Source organism: Arthrobacter sp. zg-Y1143 (assembly GCF_030125565.1).
In the GTDB taxonomy this organism is placed as follows: domain Bacteria; phylum Actinomycetota; class Actinomycetes; order Actinomycetales; family Micrococcaceae; genus Arthrobacter_B.
On record NZ_JASKLW010000015.1, the window covers coordinates 20,762 to 36,895 of the forward strand.

The 16,134-nt window shown below is 64.2% G+C and carries 16 protein-coding genes; 9 read left to right on the top strand and 7 right to left on the bottom strand.

Going from position 1 to position 16,134, the window contains the following annotated elements:
- Positions 1-62: 62 nt before the first annotated feature.
- A complete protein-coding gene (locus tag QNN98_RS15800; RefSeq protein WP_227927214.1) occupies positions 63-317 on the bottom strand; it encodes a Rossmann-fold NAD(P)-binding domain-containing protein in 255 nt (84 codons plus the stop codon).
- Between the two features lie 305 nt (positions 318-622).
- Between QNN98_RS15800 and QNN98_RS15805 the strand changes: the two genes are divergently transcribed.
- Positions 623-865 carry a hypothetical protein gene (locus tag QNN98_RS15805; RefSeq protein WP_227927215.1) on the top strand — a complete coding sequence of 81 codons (243 nt, stop codon included), beginning with the start codon at positions 623-625 and terminating at the stop codon, positions 863-865.
- Positions 866-897: 32 nt separating this feature from the next.
- On the opposite strand, the gene QNN98_RS15810 is transcribed toward QNN98_RS15805, so the two are convergent.
- A complete protein-coding gene (locus tag QNN98_RS15810; RefSeq protein WP_227927216.1) occupies positions 898-1,521 on the bottom strand; it encodes a TetR/AcrR family transcriptional regulator in 624 nt (207 codons plus the stop codon).
- A 101-nt stretch (positions 1,522-1,622) separates the two neighbouring features.
- On the opposite strand from QNN98_RS15810, the gene QNN98_RS15815 reads away from it, so the two are divergent.
- Positions 1,623-2,636, top strand: a complete 1,014-nt coding sequence (locus tag QNN98_RS15815; protein ID WP_227927217.1) for an aldo/keto reductase — start codon at positions 1,623-1,625, stop codon at positions 2,634-2,636.
- A 34-nt stretch (positions 2,637-2,670) separates the two neighbouring features.
- Here QNN98_RS15815 and QNN98_RS15820 read toward each other — a convergent pair whose 3' ends face one another.
- On the bottom strand, positions 2,671-3,495 hold the full coding sequence (locus tag QNN98_RS15820; protein ID WP_283998378.1) for an SDR family NAD(P)-dependent oxidoreductase: 825 nt from the start codon (positions 3,493-3,495) through the stop codon (positions 2,671-2,673).
- A 71-nt stretch (positions 3,496-3,566) separates the two neighbouring features.
- On the opposite strand from QNN98_RS15820, the gene QNN98_RS15825 reads away from it, so the two are divergent.
- The 3 genes from QNN98_RS15825 to QNN98_RS15835 all read left to right on the top strand — a co-directional run bounded on the left by QNN98_RS15825 (position 3,567) and on the right by QNN98_RS15835 (position 6,820).
- Positions 3,567-4,187 (top strand): TetR/AcrR family transcriptional regulator, encoded by a 621-nt coding sequence (locus QNN98_RS15825; RefSeq protein WP_283998449.1) that lies wholly within the window; start codon positions 3,567-3,569, stop codon positions 4,185-4,187.
- A gap of 166 nt (positions 4,188-4,353) precedes the next feature.
- Positions 4,354-5,367, top strand: a complete 1,014-nt coding sequence (locus tag QNN98_RS15830) for a hypothetical protein (protein ID WP_283998380.1) — start codon at positions 4,354-4,356, stop codon at positions 5,365-5,367.
- 1 nt (position 5,368) lies between these two features.
- Positions 5,369-6,820 carry a hypothetical protein gene (locus tag QNN98_RS15835; protein WP_283998382.1) on the top strand — a complete coding sequence of 484 codons (1,452 nt, stop codon included), beginning with the start codon at positions 5,369-5,371 and terminating at the stop codon, positions 6,818-6,820.
- Between the two features lie 23 nt (positions 6,821-6,843).
- Here the strand turns inward: QNN98_RS15835 and QNN98_RS15840 are convergent, their stop codons facing one another.
- Positions 6,844-7,566, bottom strand: coding sequence for a potassium channel family protein (locus QNN98_RS15840; RefSeq protein WP_283998385.1), 723 nt, complete (start codon positions 7,564-7,566; stop codon positions 6,844-6,846).
- Between the two features lie 283 nt (positions 7,567-7,849).
- On the opposite strand from QNN98_RS15840, the gene QNN98_RS15845 reads away from it, so the two are divergent.
- The 3 genes from QNN98_RS15845 to QNN98_RS15855 are packed head-to-tail and all read left to right on the top strand — an operon-like array spanning position 7,850 to position 10,493.
- Positions 7,850-8,680, top strand: coding sequence for a CPBP family intramembrane glutamic endopeptidase (locus tag QNN98_RS15845; protein ID WP_283998387.1), 831 nt, complete (start codon positions 7,850-7,852; stop codon positions 8,678-8,680).
- Positions 8,677-9,837: a sensor histidine kinase gene (locus QNN98_RS15850; protein ID WP_283998389.1), complete on the top strand. Its 1,161-nt coding sequence runs from the start codon at positions 8,677-8,679 to the stop codon at positions 9,835-9,837. The genes QNN98_RS15845 and QNN98_RS15850 overlap by 4 nt, the downstream gene beginning before the upstream one ends.
- Positions 9,834-10,493, top strand: coding sequence for a response regulator (locus QNN98_RS15855; protein ID WP_283998390.1), 660 nt, complete (start codon positions 9,834-9,836; stop codon positions 10,491-10,493). Before QNN98_RS15850 ends, QNN98_RS15855 begins: the two co-directional genes overlap by 4 nt.
- A gap of 93 nt (positions 10,494-10,586) precedes the next feature.
- Here QNN98_RS15855 and QNN98_RS15860 read toward each other — a convergent pair whose 3' ends face one another.
- A complete protein-coding gene (locus QNN98_RS15860; RefSeq protein WP_283998392.1) occupies positions 10,587-11,705 on the bottom strand; it encodes a WxL protein peptidoglycan domain-containing protein in 1,119 nt (372 codons plus the stop codon).
- Positions 11,706-11,789: 84 nt separating this feature from the next.
- Complete coding sequence (locus QNN98_RS15865) at positions 11,790-13,760, bottom strand: purple acid phosphatase family protein (protein WP_283998394.1); 1,971 nt, start codon at positions 13,758-13,760, stop codon at positions 11,790-11,792.
- Positions 13,761-14,064: 304 nt separating this feature from the next.
- On the opposite strand from QNN98_RS15865, the gene QNN98_RS15870 reads away from it, so the two are divergent.
- Positions 14,065-14,718 (top strand): hypothetical protein, encoded by a 654-nt coding sequence (locus tag QNN98_RS15870; protein ID WP_283998396.1) that lies wholly within the window; start codon positions 14,065-14,067, stop codon positions 14,716-14,718.
- Here the strand turns inward: QNN98_RS15870 and QNN98_RS15875 are convergent.
- Positions 14,602-16,026 carry a HupE/UreJ family protein gene (locus QNN98_RS15875; protein ID WP_283998398.1) on the bottom strand — a complete coding sequence of 475 codons (1,425 nt, stop codon included), beginning with the start codon at positions 16,024-16,026 and terminating at the stop codon, positions 14,602-14,604. The genes QNN98_RS15870 and QNN98_RS15875 overlap by 117 nt on opposite strands.
- Positions 16,027-16,134 lie beyond the last annotated feature (108 nt).

A 16,134-nucleotide genomic window follows, 5' to 3' on the forward strand; every position in this document is an offset into this window, starting at 1 on the left:
AGGTCTCCTCCGCCGACCAAAACCGCTAAAGACGAAATCGAACCAGGTAGAACCACCCGGGCTCAGCGCTGCTGCCGGACGGGGTAGTGCTCGCGGAGGTACTCGCGCACCGTCGTCGGCTTGCGGCCAAGGAGTTTCTCCAGGTCGCCGCTCGGGTTGTCCCATTCACCCGTGTTGATCCCGCGCACCCAAGCGAGAAGGAAGTCCGCCACGGATTCCGGCAGGCCGGCGGCGAGCTTCTGCTCGAGGTACTGCTCTTCCGTGACGGTCGAATAGGCGACCTCAGTCCCGCGCAGGTCTGACAGGATCCCGGCCATGTCGGCGAAAGAGACCGCGGGGGCGCCGTGAAGTGAATAGCTTCGATTCTCGTGCCCTGGCTCGGTGAGGAGAACCGCCTGGGCTTCAGTGAGGTCATCATAGGTCGCCGCCCATTTCGACTCTTCTGGCTGGTTGCTGCTGTTGATTCCACCGTGTTGATCCGGTCAGTGGTGATCCGGTCAGTCCCGCCCTGAACGCCATCATCGGCAGTTACCTCAACACCTTCCACCGCGACCATCCCGAAACCGGATGCGCATCCGCCGCCCTGGCCTTCGATGCCGCCCGGCACGGCACAAAGGCGCAAATGGAATATGGCCGCGGCTTGGACGGCTACCTCACCGCCATCACTGATCTGCTCCTGTCCGCCGCAGAACAGTCCGGGGACATGCTGGACCCCGCACACGCACGCGAAGCGGCCCTCGCACTGTTCAGCCAGATGGTGGGCGCCCTCGTCATCTCGCGCGCGGTGGCGGCAGCCAATCCCGAACTGTCCGATGAGGTCATCGCTTCGAACCGGCAGGTACTTCTGCGGCAGCAGGCGGACTGAACAGAGGAAACCGGCCCGGCTCGATCACCGCACTAGGAAGTCGATCGCCTTTCGCCGCCCTCAGCCGGAACCGGGAACAGCCCCTCCAGGAACACCGCCACCAGATGCTCATTAAAGGTGATGCCCTTGTCGGGGACGGGCTGGCACAGCAGGGCCACCGCGATGATGACGTCGCCGGCGTCAAGCCGCGGGCGGCTCAACCCTCCCTCCACTGCCGCGTCAAGTAGGAGTTGGAGCGCCGGTTCAAGCCGCTCCCGCACGTACGGGGCAAGACCCTGGAAGGCGTCGTCATCCGAATGCAGGGCGGCAGCGAGCCCCCTTTTCGTCGCCACGAGCTCGGTATAGCGCTGCATCCATTTCGTGAGCGCCCGGGCCGGCGGATTCTCTTCCGCGAGCGTCGCCGCCGCCGCGGCGCAGGCATCGATCTCACTGGTAAGGACGGCGGCCACAAGGTCGGACCTCCGGGGGAAATGGCGGTACATCGTGCCGATCCCCACTCCCGCCCGGTCGGCAATCTCCTGGCCGGGCGCTGCGATGCCGGACTCGGCGAAGACCTCTCTCGCTGCCTCGAGCAGAGCGTCGAGGTTGCGCCGTGCATCCGCACGGAGACGCCGGGGCGAGGATCCGTTGTTCGAGGGGTCATCGATGAATGTCACAAATACTCCTTGCTTAACCGGAGCAGCCCTCCGTATAGTTCCGGAGGGAGCCTCCGGTTACCACCTTAGAGCATCCGGAGCCGTCCTGATCGGAGAAAACCATGCAATACCGCACCCTCGGACGTACCGGCATCAAAGTGAGTCCATACGCTCTCGGCGCCCTCAACTTTGCCGCCCAGATGGGCAACCGCGAAGCCGACTCTGCCCGCATCATCCATAAGGCCCTCGACGCCGGAATCAACCTCCTCGACACGGCCGACTCCTACGGAGACTCCGAGGAGGTCGTCGGCAGGGCCCTGAAAGGCCGCCGTGACGACGTCGTCCTCAGCACGAAGTTCGGCCTGGGCCCCGACGAGCATCGCCGGGGCGGGTCGCGCCGGTGGATCGCCATGGCCATCGACAATTCGCTGCGCCGCCTCCAAACCGACCACATCGACCTGTACATCCTCCAGCGCCCGGATCCCGAAACCGACATCGAGGAGACCCTGTCCGCACTGACCGACCTCGTCCACGCCGGGAAGATCCGCGCGTTCGGAACGTCAATGCTGCCCGCCGCGGACATCGTGAGAGCGCAGTGGGTCTCGGAGCGCCGAGGCCTGGGGCGGCTTCGCGTCGAGCAGCTGGCGTACTCCATCCTGAACCGCGGCGTTGAACGCGAGATACTTCCCGCCGCCCAGGAGTTCGGCATGGGGATCCTCGTCTGGGGCGCGCTCGGACAGGGCATGCTGACCGGGCGCCTCCGCCGCGGGCAGACGAATGATCTCAACCGCGCCAAGTATTTCAATGTTTTCACCGACGAACGCCGCATCGACGCCGTCGAGGAACTCGCGGTCCTGGCAAAGGAAACCGGCATCAGCATGCCGCATCTGGCCATGGCATTCGCCATCTCGCACCCCGGAATTACCAGCGCACTTCTCGGCGCACGGACGGAGGAACAGCTCGATAACCTCCTCGCCGGCATCGACACCGAACTCTCCGACGACATCCTCGACAGGATCGACAAGATCGTCCCGCCGGGGACCGACGTCGGCACGCTGGACCAGGCCTACATCCCGGCATCCATCCAGAACATCGAGTACCGACGCCGGCCCCTCGGCCAGCGAAGCGCTGCCTGACGGACAAGCCGTCCACAATCCGCCCGCAGCGGCGCTATCTCGCCACGTCCGTGTCTTTACGGCGGGCGGGGTCGGTCACGCGATGCATCATCGCAACGGTTCCGCGCCGGCTCATCATCCGGGCGGCCGCCGCACCGACCCGGTTTAGCCGGCCGTCGATCACGCTCGGGCCCGGGTTGCGCCGGGCCAGATGAGTGAGGGCGGTGGCGACGACGTCGTCCGGCGTGCGCATCCGGGCACCCGCGGTGGCATCGTCGGTGCCAACGACGGTGTTGAACTCCGTGCTGGTGGCGCCGGGTGACAGGGCGAACACGGTGACGCCCGTGCCGCGGGTCTCGGCCCACAGTGACTCGGTGAAGCTCAGGACGAAGGCTTTGGCCGCACCGTAGACGGCCATCCGCGGGGTGGGCGTGTACGCGGCCATGCTGGCGACGTTGATCAGAAAACCGGTGCCCGTCTTCACCATGCCGGGCAGGAACGCCGCACTGATCTGGACCGGCGCGCTGATGTCGACGGCGATTTCCTGGGCCAACCGGTCGGGATCCTCTTCGACGAAGTCCCCGAACGTGCCGAAGCCTGCATTGTTAATGACCCCTGTGACCTGCAGCCCTGCCGCCGCGACGGCTGCTGAGAGCTCGGCGCGCGCCGACGGTGAGCCCAGGTCCTGGGTAATCGCGGTGACGGTCACCCCGTGCGCCGCCCGAAGCTCGGCGGCGAGGGCGTCGAGGCGGTCCCGGCGTCGGGCGACCAGTACGAGGCCGGCCCCGCGGGCGGCTAATGCGCGGGCAAAAGCCGCACCGATGCCGGACGACGCCCCGGTGATGAGGATGGTTTGGTTGGGAAAGTCCAGTACCGGCATGAGGAGCTCCAATGTTCCGGGGGTGGATAGCGCATTTGTGCGACCGTATGCCTTGCTGGCACTCAGTGTCAATGAGGCATCTGGGGTACGCTGAACCGGTGACCGAACAATCGACTCTGTGGCAGCGATCGCGCCAGGCGGCATACGCCGAAATTACGGGCACGGCCATGCGGTTGTTCCTGGAGCAGGGCTTCGAGCAGACCACCATCGATCAGATCGCGACGACGGCGGGCATCTCGCGGCGCTCGTTCTTCCGGTATTTCGGCACCAAGGAAGACGTGGTGCTGGGCGGCCTGGCGCAGCAGGGCGAGCTCATGCGGGACGCGCTGGAAAATGTTCCCCTGACGGTCGAGCCGTGGGACGCGCTGCGGCAGGCGCTGCACGCGGTGGATGCCCTCGCCGTCGAGCCGGGCGTTACGTTGAAGATCGCGAAGATGATGTACGGCACGCCGTCGCTCCGGGCGCGCAGCATCGAGAAGCACCTGCACTGGCAGTCGCTGCTGGTGCCCAACATCCGCAGACGCCTCGGGCACGCCGACGACGACGCAGCGGACCCGGCGCCCGCTGCCATTGTCGCGAGTGCGATTACCTGCCTTGACGTGGCCGGCGAACTGTGGGTTCACGGAGGAGGCACGGAAGATCTGGGCGCGCTCTACGACCGCGCGGTTGCAGCGGTGCGTTCCGGCGCATAGGCAGTTGGCTCGGGGACCCGTCCTTCCAGACGGCGCAGGACCTCGGTAGAATCCTTCGGCGGCCCGCGGAGATCCGGGACCGGCGGCCATCAATAGAACGTCAGTGGGCTCAGCTACAGTTCAGGACAAAGCTGTTCTTGATGTGACTGTGCGAGGAACCCGAGGGTTGGAGACCACGATGGATGGACCTTTCAATGCTGCTGAAAATAAGCACGACAAGCGGAAGGCCTTTGACGGACTTGACAGGATCACCGAGGGCGTCCGCCAAGCCAGTCGAGTAGTGTCGACACACATAGCTGACCAGACCAGCCAGACGAAAAAGAGAATCGAGGAGCTCAACACCAAGGCCCCTGATTCGTATGACGAAGCTGTGGCGGAATACAACGGCGTATTCACCGCGATGAGCGACAAAGGCTTGTCCCTCCTACGGCAACGGGAGCGGTCGACGGATCTGATGACGTTTGTCGAAATGCTGGTGAACAGTATCGCCAACACGCCAAAGTCGTTCCGGACCGATTTCGACGAGATCCTGCTCCGCAAGATGGAGTTTCTGCAAGCCGAGGAATTTGCCCGAAATGATTTGGAGGCGGCACGGCGATCGGCAGTCGGGGCCGGAGTGGGCTTCACGGCGGGTGCTGCCATTGCCAGTGTGGCACCCACCGCCGCAATGTGGGCAGCGACAGCCTTTGGGACCGCGTCTACCGGCACCGCCATTTCCACCCTTTCCGGCGCTGCCGCCACCAATGCCGCGCTGGCCTGGCTCGGAGGAGGCCCTGTCGCCGCGGGCGGTGGTGGTTCCGCGGCTGGGACTGCGCTTCTCGCCTTGGCAGGCCCGGTGGGCTGGGCGATCACTGGCGCCACACTGCTGACGACCGTCGTACTCTTCTCTAAGAAAAAGTTCGAGAATAGAGCCGCAAAAGACGCAGCACTAACGGCTATAAAGCAGAACACCGCCCTAGCTAAACGAACCGATATTCGGATCGCCGCCCTCTTAGAGGAGACTTCTTCGCTTCGCATCCGTTTGGCCTCGCTGTATGCAGACTGCCTGGCGTTTTACCGTGCTGATTTTGCCACCCTAAGCGATGCGGATCACGTGCGCCTTGCAACGTTGGTGAACAACACGAAAGCCTGTGCCGCGCTGCTGAGTCAGCGCATTGCCCCGGACATCGCGGACGAATGACATGAAGAAGTTTGCACAGACCACTCAGGAACAAGCGGCTGCCGCCTGGATAAATTACCTCAACCAGCTTCGAGTAGATGCCTTATTAAGGTCGCTAACTGCTCAAAAAGAAAATCTCGGTAACGCAATTACTAGCGTCAATAAAGCCCTCGTCAAGATCGATCTCGAGGTCGTCTCGACCGATCGAGGCGGACAAAAGGGTATGCATGGGTTCATCGCTGAGATCGCCGAAGTAGGAATAGGCAACGCCAGAGAACTGATACACGGCAGGGAAGCAGCCTACACATGGGTTAACGACAACGGGCCCGTGGACTTGGTGCGTGCTGGAATTGATATCCAGCAGAAGTTCTCCATGTCAGGAGGCCGTTTCTCTCTGTCGGCTGTAGAAGATCACCTCAAAAAGTACCCCGACTATGTCAAGAACGGCGGCCGGTACCAGATCCCGCGTGATCATTTCGCGACGGTTCAGCGACTGCACTTCATGTCCCCAGAGGAAGCCGGAAGGCTGGCATCTCACACTGGCGAGGGAGAATCCTTCAAGGATTGGCAGCGAATCAACAGGTTTTTCCGTGAGGCACCGGTCGGAATTGAATCACTGGAACCCTCGAAGCTTGACTATCGCGACGTACAGAGAGGAGCTTACGCGTCAACCCTGGAGTCCGAGAAGAGCTCCCTGAGATCCACCGACCGCGCCTTGCGCGACAGCGCCTACCAGCGTAGCCGTCCAAAACTAGAGGAGGGAGCGAAGGCTTCTCTGGTTGCCGCAACACTAGAAGGCGGAACCAGCTTTATCCTGGCCCTCTCAGCCAAACGCAAAGCAGGTAAAAAATTCAAAGAGTTCAACGCCCAGGATTGGACCGAGATCCTCGCCGGATCAGGACTCGGAGTTGCCAGAGGCGCCGTCCGAGGAGTGAGCGTCTACTCGCTGTCCAACTTCACAGCTACGTCGGCAGCAGTTGCCAGCTCGATTGTCACCGCCACTTTTGGCATTGCAGAGCAGGCGCACAAGCTACGCAACGGCGAACTTAGCGAGTTCGAATTTCTTGAAAATGCCGAACTCGTTTGTCTGGAAGCTGCCGTAGCTGCCCTGTCATCCTTTATTGGACAAGCCTTGATCCCGGTTCCTGTCATCGGCGCCCTGATCGGCAATACCATCGGCCCCATCATGTACCAGTCGGCTTCACACTCACTTTCCAAGATCGAAGCTGACCTGATCAATGGCTATCTCGCGGACCAGAGCGTCCTGGATGAAAAGCTGGCGGCAGAGTACGGTCGCCTCGTCGAAGAGCTCAACGAGGGCCTGTCCACCTATCTGGCAGTACTGGAACGGGCTTTCTCGCCTGACCTACAGATTGCGCTCCTTGGATCGGTTGAACTTGCGCGAAAGCTAGGTGTTCCCACCGAGGAGATACTGGACAGCAAGAACAAGACCAGCGCCTACTTTCTCGACTAAGTGCCGTCGCTGAGATGCAGGCCCTATCCTTTTTGGTGCTGGAGTGCCTGGGTGAGGACTTGCAGCTGTGCGCGCACTTCGGCAAGCTCCCGGCGGACGGATTCGTCAGCTACTTCGACATCGGCTGCTGTTTCCGCTGCGACACTTTCGACCAGCCATGACGCCAGGGACGCGGTCACGACGCCGAGCACAGCAATGCCTCCGATCATCAAGGCTGCCGCGATGAGGCGGCCGGTATCCGTGACGGGGTAGTGGTCCCCGTATCCGACCGTCGTGATCGTCGTCATGGCCCACCACAACGCATCTCCGAGCGTCGTTATATTCGCTTCCGGATCAGTGCGTTCAATATCAAGAACGGCCAGCGCTGCCGCATAGGAAAGAATCCCCGCTGACGCGAGAACGTACATGAGGATCCGACCCCGTAGAGCACGCCCACCCGCACGGTTGAGTGCCCTTAGCAACGTGATGAGCCGAAGCAGGCGCAACGGACGGAGCATTGGAAGTACAACAATCAGGAGTTCGTGGAGATTATGCACGAACCACTGCCTGCGGTTAGGTGCCAGCCAGAAGTTCACCAGGTAGTCAATGAGGAACACTGCCCAGATTACCCATGTGAGGACTTCCAGTATCTGGCGTAGATCCTGCTCGGGCTGGCTTATGACCTGAATGGAATAGACCAACAGGAAGAGAATTGCCGCCGCAGCCAAAGGCCATTCCGTGCGGTCCCGCCAGGATACTTGGGTCATCGAAACATTCTAGGGGCCGAGATAACACTCCAGAGGTGGGGGTCATTCGATCGGCCAGCAAATCAGAGTGCGCCATTTTCGCGGATCCGGCTCCATCTCGGAATCGGTGAGATAGCTTTCCCCCATGAACCTCTGAGGGCTTTAGTTTGTGGGGCAACTGCTCCGTCCCCCGTGCGAGCTACTCGCAAGTGTCCACTCCAGGGTGACGACTCCGAGGCCGCAGCTCCGTAGCGTGAAGTGGTGTCGCGGCAGGTTGCCGACGGCCTCACTTTCGGAGGACCTCATGAAATTTGTGCTGCAGCTGCTTGCCGTGACAGCGGTCGCTGTCCTTGGCAACCTTGCCCTCCAGGCGGTGGACGGAAGCCCTTGGCCCGCCCTGGCCGTTGGCGTGGCAGTCGCCGGACTCGCTGTAGTGGCGTACCGCCAGGTAGTGCGGGCAACAGAGCGGCGCTCTGTCGCGGAGCTGGCGTGGCCCGGCGCCGCACGGGCGGCCGGCCGCGGCGCCGTGGCCGGCGTCGCACTCTTTGCCGCCGCCATTGGAATCATCGCAGCCTTCGGCGGCTACCAGATCACGGGGCTCGGCTCCGCAGCCGGAGCAGTCGGGCTGATCGGTCTTATGTGCGCTGCAGCCGTCACCGAAGAACTGATCTTCCGCGGTGTGCTGTTCAGATGGGTGGAGGTCGCAACCGGTACCTGGTGCGCGCTGGTCCTGACGGGATCATTGTTTGGCTTGGTGCACCTGCTGAATCCCCATGCATCCCTCTGGGGCGCCGTCGCGATTGCAGTAGAAGCCGGCGGGATGCTCACCGCGGCGTACATCGCCACCCGCAGCCTCTGGCTCCCGATCGGACTGCACTTTGGCTGGAATGCCGCCGCCTCCGCCCTCTTCAGCACCGAAGTGTCAGGCAACAACACTCCGCAGGGGCTTCTGGACGCCGCCACGTCCGGCCCGATGCTGCTCACCGGGGGAGATTTCGGACCGGAAGGCAGCATCTTCGCAGTCCTGTTCTGCGGGCTGGCCACCCTGGCCTTCCTGCGCCTGGCGGCACGGCGCGGCAACATTGTGTCATTCCGTGCGGCCCGCGGCACCGCACGGGCTAAAGTGGCGCAGTGACTACGATCACCGATAGATGGCGCCGGCTCGACGTCGTCGTGCGGGATCTACCGCTTGCGGCGGCACTGTTTGTCCTGGCCCTTCTGCCGGTGACCCACGGATACGGAACAGTGCTCGGCGGGCTGCCTGACCGCCCCTTTTCCGGCCCGGCCCTAGCCGCAGTGGCTCTGCAATCCCTTCCTCTTGCCGTCCGCCGTCGGTGGCCGGCTCTCTGCCTGGCTCTGGTTTCAGCAGGGTTCGCCCTGGACCAGCTCAACGGCTTTCACACCTTCGCCGGCACCGGCCTGGTGGTGGCCTTGCTGAGTGCCGGCTCCTATCTTGAGCGGCACCGCAGGCTTGCCGTAGCGGTTTTCACCGTCGGGTACACCGTCCTGGTTGCCGGCATGTACCGGCTGGGAACCCCCGAGCCCGTCAGCGAGTTCGTGACGTTTTACGTGGCCATGGCCTTCGCCGTCGGCGTCGGGGCATGGCAGCGGGCCGGACGGATCGCTGAGCGGGACCGCCTTGACCGCATCGCCGAGGAGACGCGCTCTGGGGAACGCACCAGGATGGCGCGGGAACTGCACGACGTCGTCACCCACCACGTCACCGCCATGGTGGTGCAGGCGGAAGCGGCACGCTACCTCAGCGGGGCTCCCGACCGGCTCGACGTCGCTTTGGAAACCATCGCAGGCACCGGACGGCGGGCGGTCTCGGATTTGCGGCAGGTGCTGGACGTGCTCAACCCGGGCCATAAGGAGCCCGGCCGCACCCCGGGCACCGCCGAACTGCGCAGCCTTGTGGAGCACGCGCGCCGCACCGGCCTGCAGGTCGACTTTGCCGAGGAGGGCAGGCCGCCCGGGGACATGGATGACGGAGCCCAACTGGCCCTGTACCGGGTGGTGCAGGAAGCGCTGACCAACGCGTGGAAGCATGCAGCCGGCAGCCGTACCGCTGTCAGCATCTGCTACAAACCAACGGAGACCACAGTTTTGATTCATTCGGACGCCGCGGCGCCACCGTTTCCTGACACCGCCCAATTGCCTGCCGGCAGCGGCCGCGGTCTGACCGGACTTCGCGAACGGCTGGCGGCAGTGAGTGGCGATTTCAGCGCCGGACGGCAGGAGGACGGCAGCTTTACGGTGTCTGCCCGCGTGCCGACGGAAGGCCCGGCATGAGCCTGCCGACCAGGGTCCTGGTGTGCGACGACCAGCCGCTGATCCGGACCGGATTCGCCACGATCATCGGCGCGCAGCCGGATATGGAAGTGGTGGGCGAGTGCGGTGACGGACGGGCCGCCGTCGACCTGGCCAGGCAGCTGCTGCCCGACGTCGTGGTGATGGACATCCGGATGCCGCAGCTGGACGGCATCGAGGCCACCCGCGCACTCGCCGGCGCCGGCGTTTCCATCCCCGTCAAGGTGCTGGTGGTGACCACCTTCAACCTGGATGAGTATGTCTATGAGGCGCTGCGCGCCGGGGCCAGCGGCTTCCTGCTCAAAGACGCGCCGCCGGCACAGCTGCTCAGCGGTATCCGCACCGTAGCTTCGGGGGCCGCCCTGCTGGCACCGGAGGTGACACGGCAGCTCGTGGGCCGCTATGCCGAACGCATCCGGCCGGCGGGCAGCGCAACCGCCGATTCCGGCCTCACGCCGCGCGAGCGCGAAGTGCTGCAACTCATCGCCGCCGGACTGTCCAATGCCGAGGTCGCCGCAGCACTGGTGATCAGCTCGGAAACAGTGAAGACCTTTGTCTCTCGGATCCTCGCCAAGCTCGGCCTCCGCGACCGGGTCCAAGCCGTGGTGTATGCCTACCGGCACGGCCTGGTTTCCTAAGAGGATGACGCTGCGAGAAGGCCAAGGAGTCACTGTTATTGACGGGATCGATGGCGGCGTAGGCGTATAAGTCGGCAGCCCGGCCCTGATGCCTCAGCCGGGCAGACGGGTCGCCTTGACGGGTGCGTCCTCGAGGGCCTTCGATGCCGCAGCATGGACGGGGTCGCCCTCGAGGGCTTGCGCGACCGCCGCGTTGACCCGTTCATCCTCGCGTTCCTTCTCAGCGGCGATACGGTGCCTACGACGGCGGATGTACAGATACGTCGCGGCCGCCAGCAGCAGGATGATCGCCATCGCGGTCCACGGGATCGCCGCGCCGACAGCGGTTCCCGATACCGCCGCGAGCGGCGTGGTGGAACCGGATGCATCGGTCATCACCGGGGTCACGGTCGTGCTCGCCAGCAGGACGAACAACGGCAATACGCCGTCCACGGTCACCGTCCGTGTCCAGCTCTCCCCGGGTAGTAGCTCGGGCACCGCCTCGCCCTCGGCGGCGTCCACCGGGAACCAGCCGAACGGCCCACTCACCACGTCGGCAGGCTGTACGGACAGCGCCGCATTACCGGTGTTATGCAGCGTGTACGTCATAGCGGCGTCGCCGCCCGCGAAGGGGTTCCAGCCGCCGTTCCAGGACACGGACAGGTCCTCGACGGCGAGTGAGGGCGCCAAATCGCCGCCGACGCGCAGGTTGACGCGTATGCCCAGCCGTCGGTCGACGCTGACACCGGAAGGCGCGTCCGGGACAGTGAGCGAGGTCACCAGCCCTCCGACGTAGTCCCCGGGGGTGGCGTTGGCAGGGATGTCCACGGTGAACGGGATAGTGGTGGCTGTGTCAGGGCCGATGGTGACAGTCTTCGTTTCGGCAGTGATCCAGGTTCCGACCGCCTGCGAAGTCTCGCCCGCGACGAGTAGCGAGAGCTCCCCGTCGTCGGAGGTGAAACCGTCGGCCGCGTACACGGAGAGAGCCACCGGTTCGTCGCCGCGATTGGTGATGACCATAGCGTCCGTCAGCGAACCGCCCGGATCGACTGTGTAGGTGAAAGTTGTGCGGTCGGCGCCGAGGTCGTTGGACGCGGTGCGGACGGTCCATGTCACGTCGTCGGGGCCCTCGGCATGGGCGGGGAAAGCGGGGAGGAGGAGAGCAAGGGCCGCGAGGGCGGCGACCCGGAGCGCCCGGCGGCGCGGGCGCCGGTATACGGGGGAAGCGTTCACGTGAGATCTTTCGGGAGGGCGGAAACGGGGGCGATCCGTGGGAGTGGGGCAGCCCTCCCCCACGGATCTGAGGACGTGTTGTTGTCAGCCCGCGAGCGCGGTGACCGTCAGGGTTGCGCGGTAGCTTCCCTTTTCCGTGCCGGCTGGCAGCTTCAGGTCGAGATCGGCACCGAGGAGCGCCGAACCCTTCTCGTGGCCGTTCGCGGCGGAACCGAGCGCCCGGCTAACCGACAGGCCGCTACCGCCGAAGTATCCGGAAGCGACGGGGGCGCCCGCGACGGCACCGGCACCGGGGATGAGCACCTTCGGGGTCCAGCCCAGGTAGCTGCCGGAGAAGGTCTTGCCACCGTCGGAGAAGTCACTCACCACGGCCGTCAGCGACCAGGGTGCATGCGAAGAACGGCTGTCGGCGACGTTGATCGGGTTGATCTCCCCGTTGGCCACGAGGGAGCCTTTGGATTCCTGTGCGGTGCCGAGGTCCACAAGACCGTTCTGTCCGTCGATCGTCCACCCGAATTCACCCGGCGCGGCCGTAGGAACAGTCACCTGAATCTCCTCGGAATTGCCGTGGAAGGGGTGGATGGTGACGCTGTCGATGACACTTCCGACACCATCCACGGCCGTCGAGGATCCGGCGGTACCGCACCAGGACGACTGCCCGCCTTCAACCGTCGAGTCGCAGGTTCCGCTGCGGATGCCTTCGACGACGAGTTCGTCCGCCTTCACCTGGACCTTCACATAGCCGCGCACATGCTCCTGGTTCTGCACCGAGTTGTACCAGTAGTTAGCCGGGTTCAGCGGGTCCCCTCCGTTGCCGGCACCGCTGGTGCCGGTTGCGTCAGGAGCCGAGATGTCGTAGTACTTCGACCCCGATGCCGAGTTCGCGGTCATATAGATCACGCCGCCCTCGCCAACGAAAACCTCGTTCTGGCCGGGCACCTCGTCCGCGTTCGCCTTCGCACCATCGTTGATTTCATAGCTGCGCGTGTACACGTGATCGTGGCCCTGCAGCACGAGATCGACGCCCAGGTCCGAGAATACGGTGGGGAAATCGACACGGCGCACCTTGGCGTCCTTGTCCTTGGCGTGCGCCGCTGCCGAGTAGATCGAATGGTGGTAGGTGAGCACCTTGTACTTGGCGTCCGCACCGTGCGCGTTCACCACATCCGTGACGTACTGCACGTGAGCCTGGTCGCCGCCACCGGTAGCGGAGTCGTAGCTGTTGCTGTTCAGATCGATAAACAGCACATCCTTGTAGATGTACCAGTAGTCACCGCCCGAGGTGGTCGACTTCTGCGCAGCCTTGGCGTAGTACGCATCCGAGTAATCGGTGTTGGGGGTGTGGAAGTGCTGCTCGTATGCCTTGCCGCCCACGTCGTGGTTACCGATAGTTGCCGCCCACGGGTACTGCCGCAGCTGGTCGGGGGCAAGGAAAGCGTCCCACTGCGACTCGGTGTTCGCCGTTTCGACCTGGTCACCGCCTGAGACGAGGAGCTCGGCGTTCGGGTTGGCATTGAGGGCGACGTTGAGGGTGTCAGCCCAGCCCGCCCCGTCCTGTGCGGTGTTCCCGGAGGCGCCGATCTGCGGATCCCCGAAGAACAGGAAATCGAAGTCCCCTTCAAATGACTGGGTCTTGAAGGAGTAGGTGGTCGACCAGTTTCCGGTAGAACCGACACGGTACGAGTACTGCGTGTTCTCCTGCAGGCCCGAGACGACCGCATGGCGGTTATACCCGCCGCTGGTGGCGATGTTGGCGGCGCCGGTTGCTGAGAACGTGGTCACGGACGGGCCGAATTCTCCGTTCACCAGCGAGGCTGTCGGGGCAACCTGCACAACCTGCGCGCTGTCGGAGCTGGTGTACCAGGCGAGCGTGCGCTGGGTTTCATCGGAACCGACGCCGAGCACAACGCCGGTGTAGGACACAGGGTCAGCGGCGTGGGCTGCAGACGGTGCGACGGCGATAACGCTACCGGCGGCCAGTGCCGCCGTGAGGGCCACAGTCGACAGCCACCGTGCCGCGCGGCCCGCGGGCCGAGGGGGTGCTACCAGGAACATGTGTATTCCGTTTCTCTCATGGAAGTGCGGTGATGGGGGAACCGGACGCGCTCTCGCGGCCGCGTCCGCCCCAAGGATTTAGGCGGCACATTGACGGAAGGTGAACAATCGGCGGTCCCGCCGCATCGCAAACGGAAACATCTGGCGGCCAGCGGATTCCATGCATGGCGTCACCAGCCCAGGCGAACATGAGGAGCCCATCCGATGAACAGCCCGGTAACTTGTCCGTGGCGAGTCGGCTCCAGCGCATTTGCAGATGCACTCTGGAATCGCTCGCCGCTGTCCAACCGATGAGGATATTTCCGTGCATCACCGCCCCGCGATCGCGACCACCCTGAGCGTCGCTGTCCTGCTCCTGTCCGGCTGCGCTGCCAGCGACTGGGACGACGCCCGCCCCACGACCACTGCGACGGGTCTGCCCGCCGCGGGCTTCATCCCAACACCGCTACCGTCCCCGGAGGGGACCGTAACGCCGGCGTCCGGCTCTTGGGCGGGTGTCGACCCTGCGCCCGGTTACCGCGTAGTCCTCCTCACCAGTGGCGAGGAGGAGCGCACGGCAACACTTTCCGCAGCCGTAGTCGAGTGGGCCGACGCCGTGTCGGCGGATCTGCGTCGAGTGGATGCCGGCGAGGACGCGATCCGCAGCATCACCGAGGCGATGGATATGAAGCCCGAGCTGATTGTCGCCGCCGGTGACGACCTGATCGATCCGCTCGCCATCGTGACACCCAACCATCTGGATATACCGTTCCTCGTGCTCGGTGCTGAGCTGGCCGAGCCGACCGCCAACGTCACGGCTGTCGAATGGTCGGGAGCGGGGTTCCGCGGCACCGGCCTCGGGTCAACCACGCAGTTTGATGCGGCCTCGTTCACCCCGGAGCGTAGCGCGGAGGCGATCCGGGCCGGCGTCGCCGCCGTGCTCACCCGCATGACCGGCGTCGTACTCTGGATCGATTGAGCGTTTGTTTGGGGTGGCCTCGCGGGTTCTGAGCCACAGTGCGGCAACCACTGCCACGAGTCCGAGGTAGAAGGGTACGGGGAAGTGCGCCATGGCATCGAACAGGGGCTGGAGGACAGAATCCTGACCGGTGCTGATGCCAACGATCCAAGCGATCGCGGCGACCACTGCCAGGGAAGCGGTCACGAGGCGGAACCCGGCGTACGCATGGGAGTGTGACAACCAGATCAGCAGTGGCAGAACCAAAGCTGCTGCGATGATTTGTGCCAGCTCAATGCCTATGTTGAACCCGATGATGGCGACGAGTTTTTCGCTGAACCCGAGGTTCAGCTCGAGGATAGTCGTGGCGAAAGCGGTGCCGTGGACGAGGCCGAAGCCTCCCGCTATGAGGAGCTCACCGCGGGACAGAACCGGCCGGGCGGCATGGATGGCGGCCACGATGATGGAGACCGCCACCAGGACCTCAACGGGCTTGGTCGGGAAGGAAATCAGTCCGAGCGACACCAACGCGAGAGTGACCAGGTGTCCGGCGGTAAACGCGGTGATGATGAGTGTTGCCCGCCCGATCGCCCGCTTTGTTGCGATTGGCTGGTTCCACCGAAGCCCCCGCCCGCCGCGTCCGGCAACCGATGGAGCCACCACCAGCAGCGTCGTGAGAAACAGCAGGTGATCGGTGCCCTCGGCAATGTGGAGCATCCCCAGCCGGATCACGGCGACGAATCCGTTCGTGGGCGTGGACGCATTCCGGTCGAGGACCATCTCAGTCACCCCGCCGCCGAGGACGCCCACCACGCTCGGCTCGCCCTCTGTAAGAACGCCGTTGTTCCAATCGCTAACCAGGGACACATACACCTGGTGCGAGGGGACCACATCCAGGATGAAGCGGTAATCCAGCACGATGTTTCCCTCGATCGCACGGTTACCGTTCGCAAACCGGACTGTCGTGACAATGGCGTCCTCGCCGTTGATGCTCTTGAACTCGGGTTCACTTACGACTGCCGGCTCGAGAGCCGACACGCTGTCGGCGACGGCCACGCGATTGAGGATGAATGACAGGAGGTTGTCAGCGATGTCATCGAGCGCGGCTTGGTCGGACCCGATGTCGAAGCCGGTTGCGGCAGTGAAACCGGCGTTGTGGATCTGCATCTCGAGGTCGACTGAGTCTGCCCGCACGGTCACCTGCACGCCGGTGGTTCCCGCGGGGTGGGCGGATGCGGTTTGAGCGGGCAGCACGATGAGAAGCAAAGCGAACACAGCGGTAAGGCAGACAAGTATCGGCCGGGAGAGGCGGGGGGAAATAGCAATCACGACGCGACAGTAACCGTCGTGTGCGAACGGGAAGCAAACCCCCGGTGACGAGACGGCGTTGAAAAGGCCGCGAGGGTAGCGCCGAGCGTCTTCTGCTCGGTTGGGGAT

Bases quoted from the DNA above. Each gene is read 5' to 3' on its own strand.
- QNN98_RS15825 (WP_283998449.1), top strand. From the start codon at position 3,567: ATGAGGCATCTGGGGTACGCTGAACCGGTGACCGAACAATCGACTCTG.
- QNN98_RS15820 (WP_283998378.1), bottom strand. From the start codon at position 3,495: ATGCCGGTACTGGACTTTCCCAACCAAACCATCCTCATCACCGGGGCG.
- QNN98_RS15845 (WP_283998387.1), top strand. From the start codon at position 7,850: ATGAAATTTGTGCTGCAGCTGCTTGCCGTGACAGCGGTCGCTGTCCTT.
- QNN98_RS15840 (WP_283998385.1), bottom strand. From the start codon at position 7,566: ATGACCCAAGTATCCTGGCGGGACCGCACGGAATGGCCTTTGGCTGCG.
- QNN98_RS15835 (WP_283998382.1), top strand. From the start codon at position 5,369: ATGAAGAAGTTTGCACAGACCACTCAGGAACAAGCGGCTGCCGCCTGG.
- QNN98_RS15855 (WP_283998390.1), top strand. From the start codon at position 9,834: ATGAGCCTGCCGACCAGGGTCCTGGTGTGCGACGACCAGCCGCTGATC.
- QNN98_RS15865 (WP_283998394.1), bottom strand. From the start codon at position 13,760: ATGTTCCTGGTAGCACCCCCTCGGCCCGCGGGCCGCGCGGCACGGTGG.
- QNN98_RS15815 (WP_227927217.1), top strand. From the start codon at position 1,623: ATGCAATACCGCACCCTCGGACGTACCGGCATCAAAGTGAGTCCATAC.
- QNN98_RS15800 (WP_227927214.1), bottom strand. From the start codon at position 317: ATGGCCGGGATCCTGTCAGACCTGCGCGGGACTGAGGTCGCCTATTCG.
- QNN98_RS15805 (WP_227927215.1), top strand. From the start codon at position 623: ATGGAATATGGCCGCGGCTTGGACGGCTACCTCACCGCCATCACTGAT.